At 71.0% G+C, this 21,594-nt stretch carries 20 protein-coding genes; all 20 read right to left on the bottom strand.

The annotated features are described in order from the left end of the window. Positions 1 to 11: 11 nt before the first annotated feature. The 20 genes from ACFPCY_RS23170 to ACFPCY_RS23075 all read right to left on the bottom strand — a co-directional run bounded on the left by ACFPCY_RS23170 (position 12) and on the right by ACFPCY_RS23075 (position 21,439). The gene (locus ACFPCY_RS23170) at positions 12 to 854 is read right to left on the bottom strand and encodes a carbohydrate ABC transporter permease (RefSeq protein WP_378258373.1); all 843 of its coding nucleotides are present in this window, start codon (positions 852 to 854) and stop codon (positions 12 to 14) included. Between the two features lie 9 nt (positions 855 to 863). Then, positions 864 to 1,826: a carbohydrate ABC transporter permease gene (locus ACFPCY_RS23165; RefSeq protein ID WP_378258371.1), complete on the bottom strand. Its 963-nt coding sequence runs from the start codon at positions 1,824 to 1,826 to the stop codon at positions 864 to 866. An 11-nt stretch (positions 1,827 to 1,837) separates the two neighbouring features. Further along, positions 1,838 to 3,133 (bottom strand): ABC transporter substrate-binding protein, encoded by a 1,296-nt coding sequence (locus tag ACFPCY_RS23160; protein WP_378258369.1) that lies wholly within the window; start codon positions 3,131 to 3,133, stop codon positions 1,838 to 1,840. 227 nt (positions 3,134 to 3,360) lie between these two features. Next, positions 3,361 to 3,876, bottom strand: a complete 516-nt coding sequence (locus ACFPCY_RS23155) for a hypothetical protein (protein ID WP_378258367.1) — start codon at positions 3,874 to 3,876, stop codon at positions 3,361 to 3,363. 7 nt (positions 3,877 to 3,883) lie between these two features. Next, a complete protein-coding gene (locus ACFPCY_RS23150) occupies positions 3,884 to 4,528 on the bottom strand; it encodes a hypothetical protein (protein ID WP_378258365.1) in 645 nt (214 codons plus the stop codon). Positions 4,529 to 4,544: 16 nt separating this feature from the next. Beyond that, positions 4,545 to 5,105: a hypothetical protein gene (locus ACFPCY_RS23145; RefSeq protein ID WP_378258363.1), complete on the bottom strand. Its 561-nt coding sequence runs from the start codon at positions 5,103 to 5,105 to the stop codon at positions 4,545 to 4,547. Between the two features lie 11 nt (positions 5,106 to 5,116). Then, positions 5,117 to 5,635 carry a hypothetical protein gene (locus tag ACFPCY_RS23140; protein WP_378258361.1) on the bottom strand — a complete coding sequence of 173 codons (519 nt, stop codon included), beginning with the start codon at positions 5,633 to 5,635 and terminating at the stop codon, positions 5,117 to 5,119. Next, positions 5,635 to 6,885 (bottom strand): MCE family protein, encoded by a 1,251-nt coding sequence (locus ACFPCY_RS23135; RefSeq protein WP_378258359.1) that lies wholly within the window; start codon positions 6,883 to 6,885, stop codon positions 5,635 to 5,637. Before ACFPCY_RS23135 ends, ACFPCY_RS23140 begins: the two co-directional genes overlap by 1 nt. Then, a complete protein-coding gene (locus tag ACFPCY_RS23130; RefSeq protein WP_378258357.1) occupies positions 6,882 to 7,886 on the bottom strand; it encodes an MCE family protein in 1,005 nt (334 codons plus the stop codon). The genes ACFPCY_RS23135 and ACFPCY_RS23130 overlap by 4 nt, the downstream gene beginning before the upstream one ends. Continuing rightward, on the bottom strand, positions 7,883 to 8,890 hold the full coding sequence (locus ACFPCY_RS23125) for an MCE family protein (RefSeq protein WP_378258355.1): 1,008 nt from the start codon (positions 8,888 to 8,890) through the stop codon (positions 7,883 to 7,885). Before ACFPCY_RS23125 ends, ACFPCY_RS23130 begins: the two co-directional genes overlap by 4 nt. After that, positions 8,890 to 9,921 (bottom strand): MCE family protein, encoded by a 1,032-nt coding sequence (locus ACFPCY_RS23120; RefSeq protein WP_378258352.1) that lies wholly within the window; start codon positions 9,919 to 9,921, stop codon positions 8,890 to 8,892. Before ACFPCY_RS23120 ends, ACFPCY_RS23125 begins: the two co-directional genes overlap by 1 nt. Further along, entirely contained in the window at positions 9,918 to 10,958 is a 1,041-nt protein-coding gene (locus ACFPCY_RS23115; protein ID WP_378258350.1) for an MCE family protein, read from the bottom strand. Before ACFPCY_RS23115 ends, ACFPCY_RS23120 begins: the two co-directional genes overlap by 4 nt. Continuing rightward, complete coding sequence (locus ACFPCY_RS23110) at positions 10,955 to 12,223, bottom strand: MCE family protein (protein WP_378258348.1); 1,269 nt, start codon at positions 12,221 to 12,223, stop codon at positions 10,955 to 10,957. Before ACFPCY_RS23110 ends, ACFPCY_RS23115 begins: the two co-directional genes overlap by 4 nt. After that, positions 12,220 to 13,068 carry an MlaE family ABC transporter permease gene (locus ACFPCY_RS23105; protein WP_465251233.1) on the bottom strand — a complete coding sequence of 283 codons (849 nt, stop codon included), beginning with the start codon at positions 13,066 to 13,068 and terminating at the stop codon, positions 12,220 to 12,222. Before ACFPCY_RS23105 ends, ACFPCY_RS23110 begins: the two co-directional genes overlap by 4 nt. Next, entirely contained in the window at positions 13,069 to 13,854 is a 786-nt protein-coding gene (locus tag ACFPCY_RS23100) for an MlaE family ABC transporter permease (protein ID WP_465251232.1), read from the bottom strand. Beyond that, positions 13,851 to 14,381, bottom strand: a complete 531-nt coding sequence (locus ACFPCY_RS23095; protein WP_378258346.1) for a hypothetical protein — start codon at positions 14,379 to 14,381, stop codon at positions 13,851 to 13,853. Before ACFPCY_RS23095 ends, ACFPCY_RS23100 begins: the two co-directional genes overlap by 4 nt. Then, positions 14,378 to 15,733 (bottom strand): lipase family protein, encoded by a 1,356-nt coding sequence (locus ACFPCY_RS23090; protein WP_378258344.1) that lies wholly within the window; start codon positions 15,731 to 15,733, stop codon positions 14,378 to 14,380. Before ACFPCY_RS23090 ends, ACFPCY_RS23095 begins: the two co-directional genes overlap by 4 nt. After that, a complete protein-coding gene (locus ACFPCY_RS23085) occupies positions 15,730 to 16,872 on the bottom strand; it encodes a DUF6801 domain-containing protein (RefSeq protein WP_378258342.1) in 1,143 nt (380 codons plus the stop codon). Before ACFPCY_RS23085 ends, ACFPCY_RS23090 begins: the two co-directional genes overlap by 4 nt. 118 nt (positions 16,873 to 16,990) lie before the next feature. Next, positions 16,991 to 20,029 (bottom strand): fibronectin type III domain-containing protein, encoded by a 3,039-nt coding sequence (locus tag ACFPCY_RS23080; protein ID WP_378258340.1) that lies wholly within the window; start codon positions 20,027 to 20,029, stop codon positions 16,991 to 16,993. A gap of 177 nt (positions 20,030 to 20,206) precedes the next feature. Continuing rightward, entirely contained in the window at positions 20,207 to 21,439 is a 1,233-nt protein-coding gene (locus ACFPCY_RS23075; RefSeq protein WP_378258338.1) for a DUF6801 domain-containing protein, read from the bottom strand. Between the last annotated feature and the right edge of the window lie 155 nt (positions 21,440 to 21,594).

The raw sequence follows: 21,594 nt of genomic DNA, 5'->3' as shown, positions 1-21,594 counted from the left end.
CCGACTCGCCATCACTTCCCGATTCCGACGGTCATGCCCTGGATGATGCGGGTGCCGAGCCAGGAGAACAGGGCGACCAGCGGGGCGAGGATGATGGTCATGCCGGCGAACAGCGCGCCCCAGTCCATGCCGCTGAACTGCTGCGACTGGACGAACCCGATCAGCGCGACGGGCAGCGTGCCCTTGTCGCCCTGCATCAGCACGACCGCGAACAGCGTCTCGTTCCAGTTGGCGATGAACTGGAGCAGGAACGCGGTGATCAGCCCGCCGCGCACGACGGGCAGGACGACCTGGACGAACGTCCGCACACCGGACGCGCCGTCGATCGCGGCGGCCTCCTCCAGCACGCGCGGCACGCTGGCGAAGAACCCGGTGAGCAGGAAGACGGTGAACGGCAGCGCGAGCGCCGTGTAGACCAGGATCAGGCCGGTGTAGCTGTTGGTGAGCTGCGCCTTGGACAGGCCGACGAACAGCGGCACCACGAGCACCTGCCCCGGCACGCCGAGTCCCATCGCGAACACCATCGTCAGCGCGTTGGACGCCCGGTTGCGGCGGCGCACCAGCGCGTACGCGCACGGCGCGGACAGCACGATCGCCAGCACGGACGCCACGGTCGCGACGTACACGCTCGACAGCGCGGCCTTGGAGAAGCCGCCCTCGTTCCACGCCTTGGCGAAGTTGTGCCAGCGCGGCGAGGTCGGCAGGCCGAACGGGTGCTCGAAGATGTCCCTGGTGTCGCGCAGGGCGGTGAGGAACACCCACGCGAGCAGCAACAGCGTGATCGCGACCAGCAGCCAGACCAGGCCGCGGCCGACGATCCTCAGCGGCGCGACGCGCCGCGGGAGACTCTGCACGGGGGGCTCCTAGAACTGGATCGGGTCGCGGCGCATCAGCCGCCGCAGCACGGCGGTGAACACGGCCACCATGAGCAGGCTGACGATCGCCGCGGCGGCGGCGAGGCCCAGCTTCGGCACCGCGCTCTGCGGGAACGCCGACTGGTACACGTACATCGCCGTCGTCCACGACTTGACCGACGGGTTGGTGTTGGCGGTGCCGAACAGCAGCACGATCTCGAAGATCTTCACCGAGGAGACCGTCCAGAGGACGGCGCAGACCGACACCACGTCCCAGGAGAGGGGCAGCGTGATGTGCCAGAACTTGCGCCAGGCGCCCGCGCCCTCCAGCTCGGCGGCCTCGTAGAGGTAGGGCGGGATCTGGTCCACGGCGGCCATGATGATCGTGGTGTAGTAGCCGGTCGCCGACCAGATCACGATCGCGGTGATCATGCTGAACGAGTTGTCGGTGGACAGCCACTTCGGCGGGTCGTCCACGCCGGCCCAGCGCAGCGCGGTGTTCACCGGCCCGGACGGGTGGAAGATGAACCCGGCGGACGCGCCGAACACCATCGCGTTCACCAGGCACGGGAAGAACAGCGTGGAGCGGGCGAACATGCGCCCCCACATCTCGCGCAGGGCCAGCGTCAGCGCGAACGCGATCCCGAACGTCACCAGCCCGCCGACGACCAGGATCGTCAGCGTGTTCTCCAGCGAGATGTGGAACGTCGGGTCGTCGACGAGGGTCCGGTAGTTGCCGAAGCCCTTCCAGGTCTTCTCCCCCATCCCGTCCCACCGGTACAGGCTGATGTAGACCGTGTAGGCGATCGGGACGAGGAACAGCGCGGCGTAGAACAGCAGCGCGGGCGCGGCGAACGGCCAGAAGAGGCGGCGCTCCTGCCGCTCCAGCGGGTCGCGTCCGGCGCCGGAACGGCGGGACGCCCCCGCCCGGGACCCACGGGTCCGGGCGGGGGCGGGCACGGTCACAGCCATTGACCGAGGCATCAGCCGGTGGCCTTCACGTAGGTCTCGTGGGCCTTCTTCACGGCCGCGACGAACTGCTCGGGCGAGGACTTGCCGTGCAGCAGGTCGAGCCACGCCGGGTAGAGCACCTTGTCGCCGTAGTCGCCGTCCATGTTGTCCTGCATGGCCCGGGACGGGTTCTTCTGCAGGATCTTCTGGACGTCGGCCAGCTCCGCCGGGGCCGGGATGTCGTCGCGCGGGGTGATGTTCTTGGCCTCGGTGGCGATGCCGGACAGGTTGTCCTTCTTCACGAAGTCGGCGATGAACTTCTTCGCCGCGTCCGCGTGCTTGGCGCGCTTGGGCACCGAGAACCCGAACATGATCGCGTTCGCCTCGGCGGGCCCGCCGGGCCTGGCGGCCGGGAAGTTGATCGCGGCGAACGTGAACTTCGGCGAGCGCTGGGTGGCGGTCTCGCCGTCCACCCACGACCCGTTCAGGAAGAACGCGGCCTTGCCCTGCGCCCAGTTGGTCTCCTGCGCCGGCAGCTTGGACGCGTCGTACCCCTTGAGGAAGTAACCGGCCTTGACGAGCTTCTCCACGTTGCGCGCGGCGGCGAGCACCGCCGGGGAGTCCCAGCCCGCGCCGGACTTGTCGGCAGAGATCTTGCCGAGGCTGCCGCCTTCCCGAGCGAGCAGGTAGTCCAGCCACAGCGAGCTGGACCAGCCGTCGTCCCCCTCGGTGGTGAAGCACGCCTTGCCCTTGGCCTTGAGCGCGTCGCAGAGCCTGGTCAGGTCGTCCAGCGTGGCGACCTTGGACGCGTCGGCCAGCGCCGGGTCGGCGGCGTCGTAGAACAGGTTCGCCGAGACCAGCTCGTAGGGGACGATCCACTTCTTGCCGCCGTCCGGCCCGGCGGGCAGCGTGGCGGTGTACTTGGCGGTGATGACGTCCGAGACTTTCCTGCCCTCGCCCGGCACCTGCGCGTCGTACACCGAGGACAGGTCGGCGGCCTGGCCGTTCTTCACCGTGTTGGAGAAGATCACGTCCGCGCCGTTGTCCCAGAGGTCGGGGGCCTGGTTGGCGGCGATCGCGGGCCCGATCTTCTTGCGGATGTCCCGGCCCTGCCAGACCACCTTGACCTTGGCGCCGGAGTCCTTCTCGTACCGGTCGATCGCGGCCTTGATCACCTTGGCCTGCGGTTCCTCCTGCCGCCACATCGACCAGTAGGTGAACTCGCCGCCCTTGCCGCCGCCGTCGCCGGATCCGCCGCACGCCGCGAGGGCGAGGCCGCCGGCGAGGGTCAGGGAGAGCAGCCCTGCCGACGCCTTGGTCTTGCGCATGAGGTGCACCTTTCGGGGGGTTCGCGTGCGTGCACGGTAGGACGGAACCGATCAGCAGAGCAAGACCTGATTGCAAAATGTTGCACGCTTTACCGGTCATAGATGCAGCACCGCGCAACCCGTGCGCACCACGAGTCACACCGGCAACACGGACACCCGGGCATGCCGCGGACATGACTCAGGCCCGGCACCCGGCCGGGCCTGAGACTGGAAAGCGTGGGCGGGGGTCAGGAGCCGCCGAGGGGGTCGAGGGCGGCGATCTGCCAGTGGCCGTTGCGGCGGACGGCGTCCACGGCGAGCATGGCGCCCACGTCGGTGGACTTGCCGGTGGCGCCGCTGGCGCTGCGCTGGTCGAGGAAGAGCAGCAGGCGGGCGCGATCGTTCTGGAGAGTGCGGACGGCGGCGTCCGTGACGGTCGTGGTCAGGACGAGCTTCTGGGCGGGGGCGTCGCGGCGGACGGCGGCGAGCATCGCGTCGTACTGCTTGACGGCCTGACCGACCAGGAGGGACTTGGCGGCCTGGTCGGTCTTGGCCGGGGCGGCGGCGTTGTAGGAGAACAGCGTGTTCGCGGCCTCGGTGATCTGGCCCTTGACCTCGGCGGTCCGGGCGCCGTCGGCGAGCGCGGCGTTGCGGGCGGCGGGCGTGCCGCGGAGCGAGCCGGTCTCGGCGTGCGCCCAGGCGGCGCCCGCGCCGAGGGCGATCGTCGCGGCGGCGAGCAGGGCGGGGAGTCGGGGGATGCGCATCGCGACCTCAGCTTCCGACGGGGGCCTGGCCGAGCGCGCTGATCTTCCAGCCGCCGGGCGTGCGGGTGAGCTCGCCGATGAGGCGGCTGCGCTTGACCACCGGGTCGCCCTTGGGCGGCGTCACGGTGATCTGGATGGCGACGATGACGCGGGCGCGGCCCGCGTGCTCGTCCAGCTCGGTGACCGCGCCTTCGAGGACCTTTCCGGACGTCACCGTCTGCGCCTTCTGGACCTGCTGCGCGAACTGGGAGCGGCCCTGCGAGATGTCCTGGTAGAGGTCGGAGGTCGCCGAGTCCTGCCACGCCTTGAGCGACCGGTCCACCTGCCGGTAGTCGAGGGTGTTCAGGTTCTGGATCTCCTGCTCGGCCGTGTTCAGGACGCGGTCGCGCAGTTCGGCGTAGTGCCGGGCGTCGTCGTGGGCGGCGTCGTACCAGGTCCAGGACGTCCAGGCGAAGGCGACCGCGGCGACCGCGCACAGGGCCAGGGACACCGGGCGCAGCACGTCCCGCCCGGTGGACGCGGAGGCCGTCTCCGCCTCGGTCTTCTCTTTTTCGGGCTTCGGCTCGGACGTGGTTCCGGGCTTCGGCTCGGGCTTCGTTTCCGGGTCGGTTCTCTCGTCCGGCGGGGTCTCGGAGGTGGTCTCGGCGGGCATGGCGGGCTCCGGAGGGTCAGAGGGACGTGAGGGCGCTGATGCGCCACTGCCCGTCGCGCAGTTCGGCGGTGACCGCGAGCTGCGCGGGGGCGGGGGTGCCGGCCGGCTGCCCGGCGCGGGTGGCGGTCTGGTCGAGGAAGACGACCAGGTGCGCGGTGCGGCCGGTGAGGCCGGCCAGCCCGGCCCGGACGACGCGGGTCCGCAGCGCGAGCCGCTGCTCCGGCGCCTGCTGCTTCACCACCGAGAACAGGCGCCGGTAGTCGGCGGCGGCGCGTCCGGTCAGGGTCTCGGCGGCGGCGCGCTCGGCGGTGGCGGTGTCGTCGGGGCCGTAGGTGAACACCCTGGTCAGGGCGTCGCTGACGTCGCCGATCGCCTTGGTCGTCGCGTCGGTGTCGAGCAGCGCGCGGTTGGCCGAGGCGTGGCCGCCGCCCACGCTGCCGCGCGCCGCGAGCAGGCCGCAGCCTGCGAGGACGAGCACGAGCGCGACCGCGAGCGTCCGGTACGGACGGCGGCGGCGCGGCGCGGGGTCCTCGGCGGCTTCGTCGTTCTCTTCGTCGATCTCGACGATGGAGGTCACGGGGGTCCTTCCTAGCGGGCGCTGACCGGGATCACGGTGAGCGACTGGAGCCGCCAGCCGGCCGGGGTCCGGGCGAGGCCCGCCTCGTAGCGCTTGCGCTGGACGGTCGGCGCGCCGCCGCCGGACGGCGTGAGCGTGATCCGGACGGCGGCGACGAGCCGGGCGACGCCGGACCGGTCGTCCAGCGAGGTGACGGCGGCGGCGTCCACGCTCGCGGCGGCGGCCGTCCGGCCCTGGACGATCTTCTGCCTGTCCGCGGCGGCCTCGCGCTGGAGCTGGTCGCGGAGCGGGCCGGTCGAGGCGTCCTGCCAGCGCTTCAGGCCGTCGTCGGGACGCGTCCAGTCCATGCTGTTCAGCGCGGCGACCTGCGCGGACCCGACGCGGAGCACGGTGTCGCGGTCCTTGCCGAGGTCGCCGAGCGGGGACCGGTAGGCCTGCCACAGCGACCAGCCGGCCCAGCCGAGGAACACGACGGCGAGCGCGAGCAGCACCCGCGCGGCCGGGCGTAGCACTTGGGCGGTCGGGCGCATCAGTTCCCTCCCTGGATGCCGAGGAGCCCGGCCATCCCGGTCGGCGCGCCGGACGGCAGGCCGGGCAGGCCGAGCGCGCCGGGCAGCGAGGCGTCCACCGCGCCGCTCAGCACCGAGCCGGGCCGGGCGGGGGTGGGGACGCCGCCGGACGGGCCGTTCGCGGGTCCGCGCACGTCCACGCCGGACGAGGCGGGCAGCGCGCAGCGCGCGGCGGTGTTGAGCGGCGGCCCGGCCGAGGTGTCCAGGCCGTTGCGGTAGCGGGTGCCCTCGTAGCCGCGGGTGCAGGGCAGCGGCTGGAAGAAGGTGGTGACCATGCCGAACCGGAGCCGCCCGTTCCGCAGGACGGTGTTGCCCGCGGCGACCGCGCGCGGCGCCTTGACGAGCAGTTCCTCCAGGCCGTCCACGCGGGTGACGAGCAGGTCGGACGTGGTGAGCAGGTTGGCGATCACCACGCTGAGCTGCGGGTCGAGGTCGCGGACCAGGCCCGCGAACTGCTCGCTCGCGCCGGGCGCCGCGGCCACGACGCGGCGGAAGTCGCCGTCGGAGTCGCGGAGCTGCCGGGCGAGCAGGCGGGCGCTGCGGCCGAACGACTTCAGCGCGTCCGCCTCCTGGTTCTGGGTGCTGAGGACGGTCTCGCTGTCGGTGATGAGGTCCTTGGTCGGCTGGACGTGCTCGTCGGCGGCGCGGGTGAACGCGCCGCCCTGGTCGAGCAGGGCCTGGAGGTTCTGGCTCTGCCCGTTGAACGCGACGCCGAGCTGCTCGACGACCGTGCGCAGGTCGTCCAGCGGGACGGATCCGGCGAAGTCGTTCAGGCTCTTCAGCACGTCGGTGACCGGCGCGGGCGTGCTCGTCTCGGCCCGCGCGATGTGCGCGCCGTCCGCGAGGTAGGGGCCGCCGCCGCGGGACGGGCGCAGGTCGAGGTACTGCTCGCCGACCGCCGACCGGTTCGCGACGGTGGCGGTCGAGTCGGCCGGGATGCGCGGGGCGCTCTTCTTGATGCGCAGCTCGGCGACCACGCCGTCGTCGGTGAGGCGGATCGGCCCGACGCGTCCGACCGAGACGCCCCGGTAGGTGACGTCGGCGTACCGGAGCAGGCCGCCCGCCTGGGCCAGCTCGACGTTCACCACGTAGTAGTCGCGGTAGCCGACGTAGGCGCCGAGCGCCGCGTACTTCACGCCGACGAACGCCAGCGTGACCAGCGCGATCACGCAGAACGCGAGCACCTTGGCCCGGGTGGCGAATGTGATCATGACTTCCCCCCGACGGGCGGCACGACGGTGGTGCCCGGCACGGCCGTCACCGACAGGTAGGTGTTGAGGTAGTCGCCCTTGACCGCGGGCATCACCGAGTCGGTGAAGGGATAGGTGAGCAGCACCTGGAGCGCGTTCGGCAGGTCGTCGCCGGACTGGGCGAGGCGGCGCAGCGTCGGCTCCAGCGCCTTCAGGTCGGCGACGAGGTCGGCGCGGCTGCGCTCGACGGTGTTCACCGCGACCCCGGACAGCCGGTCGAGCGCGCGCAGCATGTCCACCAGCGCGCCGCGCTGCTTCTCCAGCACCTTCAGGCCGGGCGTGAGGTCGTCGATCGCCCGGTTCAGCTGGTCCCGGCGTCCGTTGACGGTCGCCGAGAGGCGGTTGAGGCCGTCCAGCGCGTCGGTGATGCCGTTCCGGTTGGCGTTCAGGGTGGAGCTGAGCGTGGCGACCTGCCCGAGCAGGTCCCGGACGCGCGGCTCGTTGCCGTTGAGCGCCTTGTTCAGCTCGGTCGTGATCGTGTGGAGCTGGTTGAGGCCGCCGCCGTTGAGCAGCAGCGACAGCGCGCCGAAGACCTCCTCGACCTCCGGGTTCCGGTTCGTCCGGTCCTCGGGGATGACCGCGCCGTCGCCGAGGCGTCCGGCGGCGGTGCCCTGCGGTGGCGCGGTCAGCGCGATGTACTTCTCCCCCAGCAGGCTCGACTGCTTGAGCTGGGCGTAGCTGTTGGCGGGCAGGTTCACGTCGCCGTTGACCAGCAGCGTCACCTCGGCCGTCCAGCCGTTCCTCGGCAGCGACACCTTGGTGACGCGGCCGACCGCGACCTCGTTGACCTTGACCGCCGACTGCGGGACGAGGTTGAGCACGTTCGCGAACCGCGCCTTGATCGTGAAGGGGTGCGAGCCGACGTCCGCCCCGCCGGGCAGCGGCAGGCTCGTCACGCCGCCGGACGCGCAGCCCGACAGCGTCCCGGCGGCGAGGATCCCGGCCATCACGCGGCGGATCATCGGCCGCCCCCGTCCGTCGGCGCCAGCGGCACGGGCGGCGCGCTGAGCTCGTTGAGGTCGCCGCGTCCCATCAGCGTCTTCGTGGTCGGGTCGTAGGCGTTGAGGACGTTGCCGACGTTGAGCGCCTGCGCGTCCAGCGCCTCGCCCAGGGACCTGCGCTGGTCCACGAGGAGCTGCGTGATCGTCGCGAGCTTGTCCACGTTGCTGCGCACCAGGTCGCGGTTGTCCTTGATGAACGTCCTGACCTTGGTGAGCGCGTCGGCGAGCTGCCGCAGCGCCGACGCGAGCGTGTCGCGGTCGGCGGCGAGGTAGCCGGTCACGTCCGACAGGCTCTGCTCGGCCTGCCGCACCTGGTCGTCGTTGGCGCGGAGCATGCCGGTGAACTTCTGCAGGTGGTCCACGGTCGAGAACAGGTCGCTCTGCGTGCCGTTCAGCGTGCGGGCGGCCTTGCCGAGCTCCTGGACGGTCGTGCCCATCGCCTGGCCGTTCCCGGCGAGGTTCGCCGCGCCGGTGTGCAGCGCCTGGCCGAGCACGCCGTTCCGGTTCAGCCCGTTCGGGCCGAGGTCGTTGGCGAGCTTCCCGACCGTCGCGTACAGGGTGTCGATCTCGATCGGCACGCGCGTGCGGTCCTGGGAGATCACGGCGCCGGAACGCATCTTCGTCCCGCCGGTGTAGGCGGGCGCGAGCTGGACGTACCGGTCCGCGACGACGCTCGGCGCGATGATCACCGCGCCCGCGTCCGCCGGGACGTCCACGTCCCGGTCCACCCGCAGGACGACCTTCACCCGGGACGGTTCCGGCTTCACCGACCGGATCGTCCCGACCTTCACGCCGAGGACCCGCACGTCGGAGCCGGAGTAGACGCCGACCGCCTGCGGGAAGTAGGCGGTGACGTCGTAGCCGGGCGTGCCGAGCGGCACCACCGACAGCCCGGCGGCGAGCGCGACGGCGACCAGCGCCGACGCCCCCGCGAACAGCACGCGCTGCGTGCGCTTCCCGGCCATCAGCTGCCTCCTTGCTTGGGCGGCATGCAGCCCTTCGCCGGCGGCGTTCCGGGCGGCAGGTAGTTCTTCGGGACGACCCCGCACAGGTAGCCGTCCATCCAGCGGCCGTTCCCGAGCGCGTTGCCGAGCAGCCGCGTGTAGGGGCCGGCGAGCGCGAGCGCCCGGTCGAGGTCGGCCTTGTTGCGCTCCAAGAGACCGGTCACCTTCTCCAGCGACCGGAGCGCCGGCGCGAGCCGCGCCTGGTTGTCGTCGACCAGGCCGGAGAGCTGCTCGGACAGCTTCTGCGTCCCGACGAGCAGGCCGTGGACGGCGTCGCGGCGGCGGCTGAGCTCGCCGAGCAGCAGGTTGCCGTCCCGCAGGAGCGTCTGGATCTGCGACGTCTGCCCGGCCATCGTGCCGGAGAACGTGTTCGCCGACTGGAGCAGCTCGCGGAGCTGCGCGTCCCGCGACGAGATCGTCTTCGACAGGCCGGTGACGCCGGTCAGCGCCGTCCGGATCGCGGGCGGCGTGTTCTGGAACGTCCCCGAAAGGCTCTGCAGGCTCTGCGCCAGCTTCGCCGAGTCGAGCTGCTGGAGCGAGCCGCTGAGGTCGTCGAACGCCTCGGTCACGTCGTAGGGGGCCATCGTCCGGTCCGAGCCGATCGGCGTGGACGGCTTCTGCGGGCGGTTCCCCAGCGGGTCGAGCGCCAGGTACTTGTCCCCCAGCACCGTCTTGATCGCGATCGCGGCGGTGCTGGCGTCCCCGACCCAGGTGTGCCGGACGCGGAACGCGACGCGCACCTTGCCCCGGTGCAGCTTCACACCGGTGACCGTGCCGACCTTCACCCCGGCGACCCGCACCTCGTTGTCGGGACGGAGCCCCGCGGCCTCGCTGAAGTCGGCCGAGTAGGTCGTCCCGCCGCCGATGACCGGCAGGTTCTGGGCCTGGAACGCGGCCACGCCGATGAGCGCGAACAGCGCCATCCCGACCCCGAACACCAGGATCGGGTTCCGGTCCCGGACGGGCTTGAACAGCGGCTTGCGGCGGCTCATCCGCGGCACCTCGCCTCGGTCAGCGGGATCCCGGTCGGCGGCGGCCGGTGCGCGTCGGGGTACTGCGCGTACGAGACCCCGGACAGCGTCGCCTGGCACATGTACAGGTTCAGCCAGGACCCGTACGAGCCGAGGCGCGCCAGGGTCGCGGTCTTGGTGGGCAGCATCCGGATGAACCTCTCGACGGTGCCGGAGTTGTCGGCCAGGTTCTTCGACAGGGCCCCGAGCCGGTCGATGTCGTCGCGCAGCGGCCGCCGGCCCTCGCCGAGCAGGCCCGCGGTGCTGTTGGTCAGGTCGTCCAGGGCGCTGACCGCGTCCCCGATCGCCTGCCGGTCGGACGCCAGCCCCGACACGAGCCGCCGCAGCGTGGTGACGAGCTCGACGAGGCGCCCGGAGCGTCCGTTCAGATCGGACAGGACGGCGTCGAGGTTCGTCACGACCTCGCCGATCACCTGGTCCCGGTTCGCGATCGTCCTGGTCAGCGACCCGACCGTGGTGAGCAGCGTGTCCATCGTCGGCCCCTCGCCCTGGAACACCTGGACGAGCGAGTCGGCGAGCTTGTTCACGTCGCCCGGCGACAGCGCCTGCATCAGCGGCTTGAACCCGTTGAACAGCTGCGTCAGGTCGAGCGCGGGCTTGGTGCGGTCGAGCGGGATCGTCGAGCCGGGCTTCAGCTCGCCGGCGCCGCCCGTCCCCCGGTCCAGCTCGACGTACCGCTGGCCGACCAGGTTCAGGTACTTGATCGTCGCGGTCGCGGTGAGCGGGACGCCGCGCCCGTGGTCGATCGAGAACTTGACCAGCGCCACGCGGTGGTCGGTGACCGTCACCTTGTTCACCCGCCCGACCTGGACGCCCGCGATCCGGACGCTGTCGCCCGCCCGCAGCCCGGACGCGTCGCTGAACCGGGCCTTGTAGGAGTCGGTCGCGCCGACCTGCGTTTGCGCGATGCTGACCGCGAGGATCACGGTCGCCAGGCCGGTGAACGCGACGAACAGCAGCGACTTGACGAGCGGCTTGATCAGCTTGCGGTTCCTCATCGCACCGTCACCTGCCGTCCGCGGTAGAGCGGGCCGAGCAGCAGGCTGCTCCAGTCCGGCAGGTTGCCCGGCACCTCGTCCAGGCCCGGCGCGACGAGCTCGTTGACCAGCTCGTTCTCCTCCGGGGAGTTCGGCAGGCCGAGCCCGCCGCGGCGCACCGACGCGGTCCGCGCCGTGCTCCCGGAGTACGGGACCGGGTAGCAGTTCGGGCCGTCCTTGGCGGTGAAGCGCGGCGCGTCCCTGCCCGGCTTGTACCAGCCCTTGGAGCGGAGGGTCGTGACGTCCACGTGGAGGCCGGGCTCCTTGGTGCCCTTGCCGAGCGCGCGGTCCATCATCGGGATGAACTCGTTCAGCATCCGCAGCGTGCAGGGCATCTCCGGCGAGTACCTCGCGAGCAGCTGGAGGCTCGGCTTGCCGTCCACGCTCAGCCGGATGATGTTCGCCGAGTTCTCCTTCAGGAAGTCGTACATGTCCTGCGACGCCGACGTCACCGAGGAGTACACCGTGCTCAGCCCGGCCTGCTGGTCGACGAGCGTCCGGCTGGTGTAGGTCGCGTCGTCCAGCGCCTGGAGGATGTCCGGGACGGCCTCGGTGTAGTTCTGCGTGACCTGCGCGAGCTCGGTGATGTCCCTGCTCAGCGTCGGCACCGTCGGGTTCACCTTCTTCAGGTAGCCGTCGAGCTGGACCATCGTCCGCCCGAGCTGCGTGCCGCGGCCGTCCAGGGCCTGCGAGATCGCGCTCAGCGTCACCGACAGCTCGGCGGGCTTGACCGCGGTGAGCAGCGGCAGCAGCCGGTCCATGACCTGCTGGAGCTCGATCGCGTTGGACGAGCGGTCCTGGCTGATCACGTCCCCCGCGCGCAGCCGGCGGGGGCCGGGCGACGCGGGCGGGATCAGCGCCACGTACCGCTGCCCGAACAGCGTCGTCGGCATCATCTGCGCGCTGACGTCCGCGGGCACCAGGTGCAGCTTGTCCGGCTGGATCGCCAGCGTCAGCGTCGCGCCCGACCCCGTCGCGGTGATCTTGCGGACCTCGCCGATCGGCACGCCGCGCAGCTTCACGTCCGCGTACGGGTGCAGCCCGTTGCCGGTGCTGGAGGTGCGCAGCGTGACGGTCGCGACCGTCGTGAACTCCTTGTCGTAGACGGCGACCGACAGCCCGACCAGCAGCGCCGGGACGAGCAGGAACACCACTCCCGCCAGCCGCCGCCGCACCGTCTCGGCGTTCTCACCGGGCCTCCGCCGCCGCCCGCTCCGGCGGATCATCCCGCCACCTTCACCGTGGTCGTCGTCCCCCAGACGGCCAGGCTCATGAAGAAGTCGGTCAGGCCGATGAGCAGGATCGACGTCCGGACGGCCTTGCCGACCGCCTGCCCCACCCCGGCCGGGCCGCCGCGCGCGCGGAACCCGTAGTAGCAGTGCGAGAGGATCACCATGACGCTGAACACGAAGACCTTCAGGAACGACAGGAGCACGTCGATCGGTGACAGGAACAACCCGAAGTAGTGGTCGTAGGTGCCGGCCGACTGCCCGTTGAACAGCACCGTCACCAGCCGCGCCGACACGTACGACGACACCAGCCCGATCCCGTACAGCGGGATGATCGCCACCGTCCCCGCGACGATCCGGGTCGTGACGAGGTAGGGCAGGCTGGGGATGCCCATCACCTCCAGCGCGTCCACCTCCTCGTTGATCCGCATCGCGCCGAGCTGCGCGGTGAAGCCCGCGCCGACCGTGGCGCTCAGCGCCAGGCCCGAGACCAGCGGCGCGATCTCGCGGGTGTTGGCGTAGGCGGAGGCGAAGCCGGTGAACGCGGCCGACCCGATCTGCTGGAGGGCCGAGTAGCCCTGCATGCCGACGACCACGCCGGTGGCCAGCGTCATCGCGATCATGACGCCGAGGGTGCCGCCGACCACGCCGAGGCCGCCGCTGCCGAACGCCACCTCGGCGAGCAGCCGCTGCACCTCCTTGAGGTAGCGGCGGATCGCGCGGGGCGTCCACAGCAGCGCCTTCAGGTAGAAGACGAGCTGGTCCCCGGGCTGGTCGAGCCAGGCGAACACGCGGCCGGGGCTCGCCAGCGTGCGGCGGAAGGAGCTCGGGAGGAGCGCCATTCACCCTCCCTTCGGCGGGATGATCTGGAGGTAGACGGCGGTGACGACCATGTTCACGACGAACAGCACCAGGAACGCGAAGACCACCGACTGGTTCACCGCGTCCCCGACGCCTTTGGGCCCCTTGCCGGGGTTCAGGCCGAGGTAGGACGCCACGACCCCGGCGATGAAGCCGAAGATCAGCGCCTTGAACTCGCCCACGTACAGGTCCGGGAGCTGCGCCAGGGCGGAGAAGCTCGCCATGTACGCGCCGGGCGTGCCGTCCTGCAGGAACACGTTGAAGAAGTAGCCCGCGGCGACGCCGACGACCGAGACGAGGCCGTTCAGCAGGAACGCGACCGCCATGCAGGCGACCACGCGCGGCACGACGAGCCGCTCGACCGGCGAGACGCCGAGCACCTTCATGGCGTCGATCTCCTCGCGGATCGTCCGCGACCCCATGTCCGCGCACATCGCCGACCCGGCCACCCCGGACACCAGCAGCGCCACCACCATCGGGCTCGCCTGCTGGATGATCACCAGCACGCTCGCCGCGCCGGTGAACGACTCCGCGCCGAGCTGCTGGATCAGCGACCCGACCTGGAGCGAGGTGACCGCGCCGAACGGCACCGACACGAGCGACGCGGGCAGGATCGTCACGCTCGCGATGAACCAGAACTGCTCGACGAACTCGCCGAACTGGAACCGCGTCCGGAACAGCAGCCCGATGACCGTCGCGCCGAGCTGGAACACCTGCCCGATCGTCCGCATGGCGTTCAGCGGGAACGCCACGGCCCGGGCGATCAAAGCTTGTTCGCCTTGCAGCTCGGCGCGGCGTCGAAGGCGGAGTTGAGCTCGGCGTTGGTGCGCAGGTCCTTCACCGGCCCCTGGTAGGTGGTGAAGCGCGACATCGCCGGGCTCGCCTTCGCGACCGCCTTCTGGAAGACCGCGACGTTGGTGGCCGGGGCCTTCCCGACATCGGTGCGGACGCCGGTGACGGCCGTCTGCGCGGAGCGCAGGTTGCTCAGCGCCAGGTCGTAGGTCTTGCCGCCGTTGTCGACCGGCGGCCGGCCGGCGCCCCTCAGCGCCAGCTCGACGCGCTGGAGCCGCAGGTTCAGGCCGTCGAGGAAGGACAGGTAGCCGGTCTTGACCGACCTGGCGTTCTTGCCGTTGCCGAAGTTCGGCATCGGCAGCTTGTTCTGCCCGACGGTGTCGCAGACCTTGGCCGCCCAGGCCGTCGCCTTGGAATCCTTGTCGCCACCGCCGCCGCATCCCGCGGCGGACGCGGCGAGCACCGCGGCGAGGACGGCGGAGGCGAGGAGTCGGCGTGTCATGAGGACGCTCCTGGTGGGGTGGTGGGAGGTGGGGTGGTGGGAGGTGGGGTGACGGGACAGTTCGAAGTCGCGGGGACGCCGTTCAGGCGGTCGGAGAGGAAGGCGAGCGCGTCGGCGTTGCCGCGGCCGACGAGGGTGATGTGGGACAGGCCGTCCCAGGTCTTCCAGGTGAGCTTCACGCCGAGCGCGCAGTACTTGTCGCGCAGCCGGGACGCCTGCGGGTACGCCACGATCTCGTCGGTCGTCGAGTGGTACTGGTAGACCGGCACCTTGATCGCCGTCGAGCCGAGCCGGTTCTCCTTGGCGTGCGTGAGCCAGGCCGAGTCGCCGAGCGGACTGTTGGTGAAGTAGTCGTCCACGGACTTGCCCTGGTGGTCCAGGAGCAGCTCCAGCGTGCACGAGTCGCCTTCGAGCTGCTGGCGGGCCTGCTTCCCGGCGTCGTTCAGCACGCTGTCGAACTTGACGTCCGGGTAGGCGTTGTGCAGGCCGATCAGTGCGTAGAAGAGGAAGCCGAACGCCTTCGAGCCGTCCAGGGCGAGCGCGACCGAGACGATGTCGCCGGGCACTCCCCCGGCGCTGATGCCCTGGAGGTTCAGTTCAGGCGCGTAGGTCGGCTGGAGCTCCCCGGCCCACATCGCCGCGCCGCCGCCCTGCGAGTAGCCGTGGACGAGGACCTTGGCGTCCTTGCTCAGCTTCGCCTCGGGCAGGCGCTGCGCGGCCCGGACGGCGTCCAGGACGGCGTGCCCCTCGGAATGGCCGGTGATGTAGGTCGTCGTCGGGTTCTGGTGGTAGCCCTCGTAGTCCGGGACGGCGACGGCCCACTTCTTCTTGAGCAGCTCGTTCAGCATCGCCTGCTCGTAGAAGATGCCGCCGTCGATCATCTTGGACGGCGCGCACCGGAACGCCGGGCCGGACGTGCCGGGCGCCATCGCGACGATCGGCATCGACGCCGTGTCCGCGCCCTTCGGGACCAGGATCGTGCCGGTCTCGGCGATCGGCTGGTCCTGCGCGTTCTTCGACAGGTACATGACCTGCCAGGCGTCGGCGAGCGAGCGCGCGGTCGGCGGCCCCGCCTTCGCCGGACGGGCCCGGACGACGTCGCCGGGCTGCCCGGCGGGCAGCGGGCTCGGCGGCGTGTAGAACGCGTCCCCGGGCGGACCGGGGTCGGTGCCGGCGGGCTGTGCGAGCGCGCCCCGCGCGCGCGCCTGCGCGAGCGAAATCCGCTCGGCGGCGTCGGCGAGCGCGCCGGGGGCGAAGGCGACCAGGGCCAGCGCGGCGAGGACGGCCAGCGCGGACGCGACGATCGTCCGGAGCGTCCCGGCGCGGAGCGGGTCGTCGTGCGGGCGGGTCACTTCGTCCTCCCGGTCAGGGGCGAGACGGTCACGGTCGGCGAGGTCACCGGCGTGGCGGTGAGGGTGAGCGTGTTGCCGGGTCCCGTGACGAGCGGACTGAGGAGGGGTGTCAGCGCGCCGCACCCGGTGAGGGCGGGGAGGTCGTAGGCGCCGGTGAGAGCGCCGCCGTCCGTCCGGCTGAAGTTCGGGGAGGAGAGCGCGACGTCGGCGGGCACGCTCGCGTGGCAGTCCGCGCCGCCGCCGAGCTCGAGACCGAACACCTTCACGGACGGCACGGCCACGCCGGTCTTGAGGGCGCCGGTGAGCTTCCCGTCGGCCGCGAGCGTCCCGGAGGCGGGCCCGGCCGGCCGGAAGGCGAGGTCGGCGGTCGCCGGGACGAACCCGAGCAGGGTGACGGCCGCGGTGGCGGCGTCGAGCGCGAGGTCGCCGGTGAACGCCCCGGTGTCCTGGAAGGACGGCTTGAACGAGCCGGCGAGCGGCGCGACCGCGCCGGTGGCCTTGAGCGTCGTGGCGCCCTTCAGCGCGAAGCCCTTGCCCGAGTCCGCGGACACGATCTCCGGCTCGGCGAGGACGTTGTTCTGGCCCGGATCCTGCGTGCACTCGGACTCGAACGTCAGCAGGCCGGTCTCGGTGCCGTCCGCGAGTTTCGGATCGAGCGTCAGCAGCAGGTCGCCGACCAGGATCTTCGCGTGGCCGGGCTCGTCGAAGGTGAGCGAGGGCGTCGAGCCGTCCGCCTTGACGGCGAACTCGCCCGAGTCGGGGATCGGCGTGCCCGCCAGCGGCAGGAACGCGCGGACCTTCAACCCGTTCGGGTAGCCGGGCGCGACGACGCTCGCGTACGCGGTGGCGGTGCCCTCGAGCTTGCCCGCGTAGACCGCGCGGAGGCCGCGCGTCGCGGCCGCGTTCACGGTCGAGACCGAGGAGATCGTGAACCGCGGGGTCGGCTCGCCGACCTTGATCGTCTTGGGGATGTCGGCCGTGACGTCCACCTTCACCGACTGGGATCCGATGAGCGGGTAGTTGCAGTGGTAGTTCAGGGTCAGCGAGACCTGGTCGGCCCGCGCGGGGGTCGCGGGGGCCACGGCGGGCAGCATCGCCACCGTCGCCAGGGCGGCCGCCCCGAGGAGTCGCTCGATCATGGTTCTCGCTTCCGTCGGGCACGGGGAACGGAGCCGGTGGCCGGGTGCGGTGGACCCCCGCCGCCGCAGGTGGGTGCGGCGGCGGGGGCACTGCCGGGATCGGTCACCGGAGCGGGGCTCAGCCCGCCTTGGTGAGCTTGACCGCGACGGTGTTGCCGGACCCGGCGGTCAGGGCGCTGATCAGCGGGGTGAGCATGCCGCACCCGCTGACCTGCGGAAGGGTGTAGGTGCCGGTGAGGTTCCCACCGGTCGCCTGGTTGAAGTCGGTCGACTTCAGGTCGATCTGCGCCGGGGCGGTCGTCTGGCAGGTGGCCCCGCCGCCGACCTCGAACCCGAACACCTTCACCGAGGGCAGCTTGACGACCATCTTGGAGGTGGAGGTCAGGCTGCTGCCCGACAGCGTGCCGGTGGTCTGGCCCTGCTGGACGAAGTCCACGTCGGCGGTCGCCGGGATGAAGCCGAGCAGGTTGAACGTCCCGCTCGTCTTGTCCAGCTTCAGGTCACCGGTGAACTTGCCGGACGCGTCCAGGTTGCCCTGGATGCCGCCGGTGAGCTTCACGGTGCCGTTGGCGGCCTTGACGAACGACGAGCCCGCCAGGGCGTAGCCGAACTTGCCGCCCGGGTTGCCGCCGCCGGTCGTGATCTCGAACGGGGTGGGCTTGGACTTCCCGTACTTGTTCACCGCGACGATCGAGACGGTGTAGTGGCTGTTCGCCGTCAGGCCGGTGATCGTGTACTGGGTCCCGTTGACCGGGTAGGTCGTGCCGTTGACGGTCACCTCGTAGGAGTCCGCGCCCTCCGACGGGTTCCACTTGATCGTGGCCGAGCTCGCGGTCGGCGCGCCGACCAGGGTGATGCCCGTGACGTCCGCGGGCGCGTGGCCCGGCTCGTCCGCCGTGGTCACGTCGAGCGTGACGGGCTTGGACTGGCCCGCGTCGTTCACCGACACGACCCCGAAGGTGTACTTCGTGCCGGCCTTGAGGCCGGTGACGGTGTACTTGGTGTCGGTGACGTTCTCAGCGATCTTGGTGGAGCCGTTGTAGATCGTGTAGGTCTTGGCGTCCTTGCCCGCGGTCCACTTCAGCGCGACCGAGGTGGTGGCCGGAGTGCCGTCCACCGCCAGGTCGGTCACCGGCTGCGGCAGCGCGATGGGGGTCTTGCCCGTGGTGGCGTCGATGGACGCCGCGTCGGACCTGCCGTTCACGTTCACCGCGTAGACGGTGATGGTGTACTTGGTCTCCGCCTTGAGGCCGCTGACCGTGTACTTGGTGTCGGTGACGTTGTCCGCGACCTTGGCGCCGTTGACGTCGACCTCGTAGGAGGTCGCGTCCGCGGACGCGTTCCACTTCACCGGAATGGTGGTGTCGGTCGGGTCGCCGTCGGTGGCGAGCCCGGTGACCGCCGCCGGCGGGGGCTTGGGCGTGTCGGCCGTGGTGACGTCGATCGTCGTGGCGTCGGCCTTGGCCGTCCCGTTCACCGCGACCACGCCGAGGGTGTACTTGGTCTTCGGGGTGAGGCCGGAGACCGTGAACTTGGTGTCGGCGGTCTCCCCGACCTTGGTCGAGCCGTTGTAGACCTCGTAGGACGTGGCGTTGGCCGACTTGTCCCACTTGAGGGCGACCTGGGTGGTGCCGGGGTCGCCGTCGGTCGCCAGGCCGGTCACCTTCGCGGGCGCCGGAGGCTGGGTCTTGCCGGTGGTGGCGTCCACGGTCACCGGGTCGGACTTGCCGTCCGAGTAGACCGCGACGACGCCGAAGGTGTACTTGGTCTCCGGAGTCAGGCCCGTGACGGTGTACTTGGTGGTGCCGGCGGGGACGTCCGCGACCTTGGTCGAGCCGTTGTAGACCTCGTAGCCGGTCGGCGTGCCGCTCGACGGGGCGTTCCAGCTGAGCGGGACGGTCGTGTCGGTGGGCGTGCCGGCCGCCAGACCGGTCGCGGGCAGGTGCGTGGGCGGGGGCGGGCCGCTGTCCACGATGTCGAACGAGGCGATCGTGTTCTGCTGGCCGGCGTCCTGGACGCAGGTCTTGGTGAACGTGCCGATGTCGGGCTGCGGCGAACCGTCGGCGAGCCGCGGCGTCATCGTCAGCTGGATGTCACCGACCTTCAGGTAGCCCTTGCCCTTGGTCTTGAAGACCATCTTCGGAGCGTCGCCCTCGGCCGGGATCTCCAGATGCCCGGTCGCGGGAATCGGGGTCTTGGCGATGGGCAGGTTGACGTAGGCCTTCAGGCCGTTGTCCGGGTAACCCGTGATCTCCGGGACGATCAGCGTCGACGTGGCCTTGGCCGAGCCCTCGATGGTGGCCGGGGCCGGGTCGAGCGAGTTGAGGCCCTCGACCGTACCGTCGTCGGTGGTGCTCAGCGACTTGATGTGGATCGGCGGCGCGTACTCGCCGACGTGGATCGTCGCCGGGTAGTCGATCGTCGCCTTGACCGACAGCGGGTGCTTGCCGATCAGGGGGTAGGGGCACATGTAGGTGAGCGTGATCTCATGCGGGTTCGACGGGTAGGTCGGGCTCGGGTACTCCGTCGGTCCCTGGACCGGCTTGTCGACCGGGTCCGGCTTGGGCGGCTTCGGCGTCTTGCCGTCGTCCACGTAGAACTGCTTCAGGACGTTGTGCTGCCCGGGCTTCTGGTAGCAGTTCACCGTCAGGGTGCCGAGCGCGGTCGGGTTGCCCGCGGCGTCCTTCGGCGTGACGGTGAGCGTCAGGTTGCCGACGTTGATGGCGCCCCAGCCCGCGGTGTCGAACTCCAGCGCGGGGGTCTTGCCCGCGGCGTTGACCGCGAAGGACCCCGTGGCCGGGACGTTGGCCTTGTCCAGCGTGACCGTGGTGTTGGCCCCGACGCCGTTCGGGTAGTCGGGCGAGTAGACCTTGGCCTGCGCCTTGGCGGTGCCTTCGATCGTGGCCGCGCCCATGGTGTTGAGACCGAAGGTGGTGTCGGCACCGATCGTCGACACGGCCTTGATGTTGAACGCCGGGTTCTGCACCCCGGCGGTCGTGGTGTCCGGGATGTCGGACGAGATGTCGACATGCACGTCCTGCATGCCGATCAGCGGGTAGTCGCAGCGGTAGTCCAGCGACAGCTGCGGCGTGTCCGCCGAGGCCGGGCCGGTCGCGAAGGCGACCAGCCCGGTCGCGACCGTCGCCGCGGCGGCCACTACCGCCGCGACTCTACTTCTGTGGCGTTTCACCTGCTGCCTCTCGTTGGGAGGAGGAACTCTGGGGTGGTTCGGGAGCAGGGGCGCGCGGGTCCGTCCCCGCCGCCGGGCGGGGACGGACCGCGTTCACGCGCGGAGAGGAGCCGGGGCGTCAGACCCCGGGTGCGCGGTCGGCCGTCAGGCCGACGGGGTGAGGTTGGCGTCGATCGTGTTGCCGGAGCCGGCGGTGAAGATGCTGAGGATCCCGTTCAGCGGACCGCAGTTCACGATGTCCGAGATGACGTAGTTCGACGCCTTGTAGGGGCCGCCCTTCTTCGGGTCGAAGAACTGGCCGGGCGTGGAGAACATGTCGATCGCGGACGGCTTGCTGCTCTGGCACTGGTCGCCGCCGCCCAGCGGGATGCCCATCAGGCTCATGACCGGGAGCTTGATGTACATCGTCGAGGTGGTCTTGATCTCGCCGTTGGCGTAGGTGCCGACGGTCTGGCCCACCTGGGCGAAGTCCACCGTGGCGTCCACGGGCAGGAAGCCGAGGATGTTCATCTTGCCGGTGGCCTTCTTCAGCGTCAGGTCACCGGTGATCGCGCCGGTCGCGCCGTCCACCTTGACACCGATGCTGCCGTCGAGCGGCATGGTGCCGTTCGGCGACTTGATGAAGGAGCTGCCCTTGAGGTTGAAGGCGTAGCTCAGCTGGCCGGGGCTCACCGGCGCACCCGTGTACGGGAAGTACGAGGGCGGCGTCACCGGCGTCGGCAGCGTCTGGTCGCCGTCGACGACCTGGCCGCTGGCGACCGTCGCGTCCTGGCCGGCGTCCATCGTGCAGGGCGCCTTGAAGGTGCCGAGCGCGCCCGGCGTGCCGTCCTTCTTCTTGAGCAGGACGTTCAGGTTCATGTCGCCGAGCTTGGCGGTGACCTGCCCGGCCGAGTCGAACGAGATGCCGGGGGCCTCGCCGTATCCCTTGATCTGGAAAGATCCGGAGGAGGGGATCGGCGTCGGCTGCAGCGCGTTCTTGGTGGAGACGTTGACCCCGTTCGGGTAGCCGGGGCCGACGACCTGGGCCTTCGCCTCGGCCGAGCCCTCGATGGACGCGCCGTCCACCGCGTTCAGGCCCGAGGTGGTGTCGTCGCCGAGGGTGGCCGTCCAGCTCACCTGGATCTTGCCGGTGTTCTGGCTGACGCCCAGCTTCTCCGGGATGTTGGTGTCGATCGCGACCTTGAGCGGCCGCTTCCCGATGAGCGGGTAGGTACACGTGTAGTTGAACGTGTGCGTGCCGGCCAGCATGGGCCGCGCCGGCGATGCCGGGGCCGCCGAGGCGGTTCCGGCGCCGAGCGCCCCGGCGAGGCCGACCACGACCCCGGCGGAGGCGCCGATGGCCGCTCCCTTGCGGAGCGCCCGAGACTTGCTGCTCACTCGTTACCTCTCAGTTACGACCAGATGCATGATGCGCATCGACGGATTTTCACCCCCGATTCGAGCTCACCTCCGGATTTGCGTTCGGCACGGTGTTTCACGCCCGTAAACTACGCTCCGGATGTGGCGTCGTTCTCAGACCCGCCTGACAAACT

The organism is Actinomadura gamaensis (assembly GCF_042652125.1).
GTDB lineage: Bacteria > Actinomycetota > Actinomycetes > Streptosporangiales > Streptosporangiaceae > Spirillospora > Spirillospora gamaensis.
Note: the sequence above shows the minus strand (reverse complement) of the source record. Positions and strands in the feature narration are given on the sequence as shown.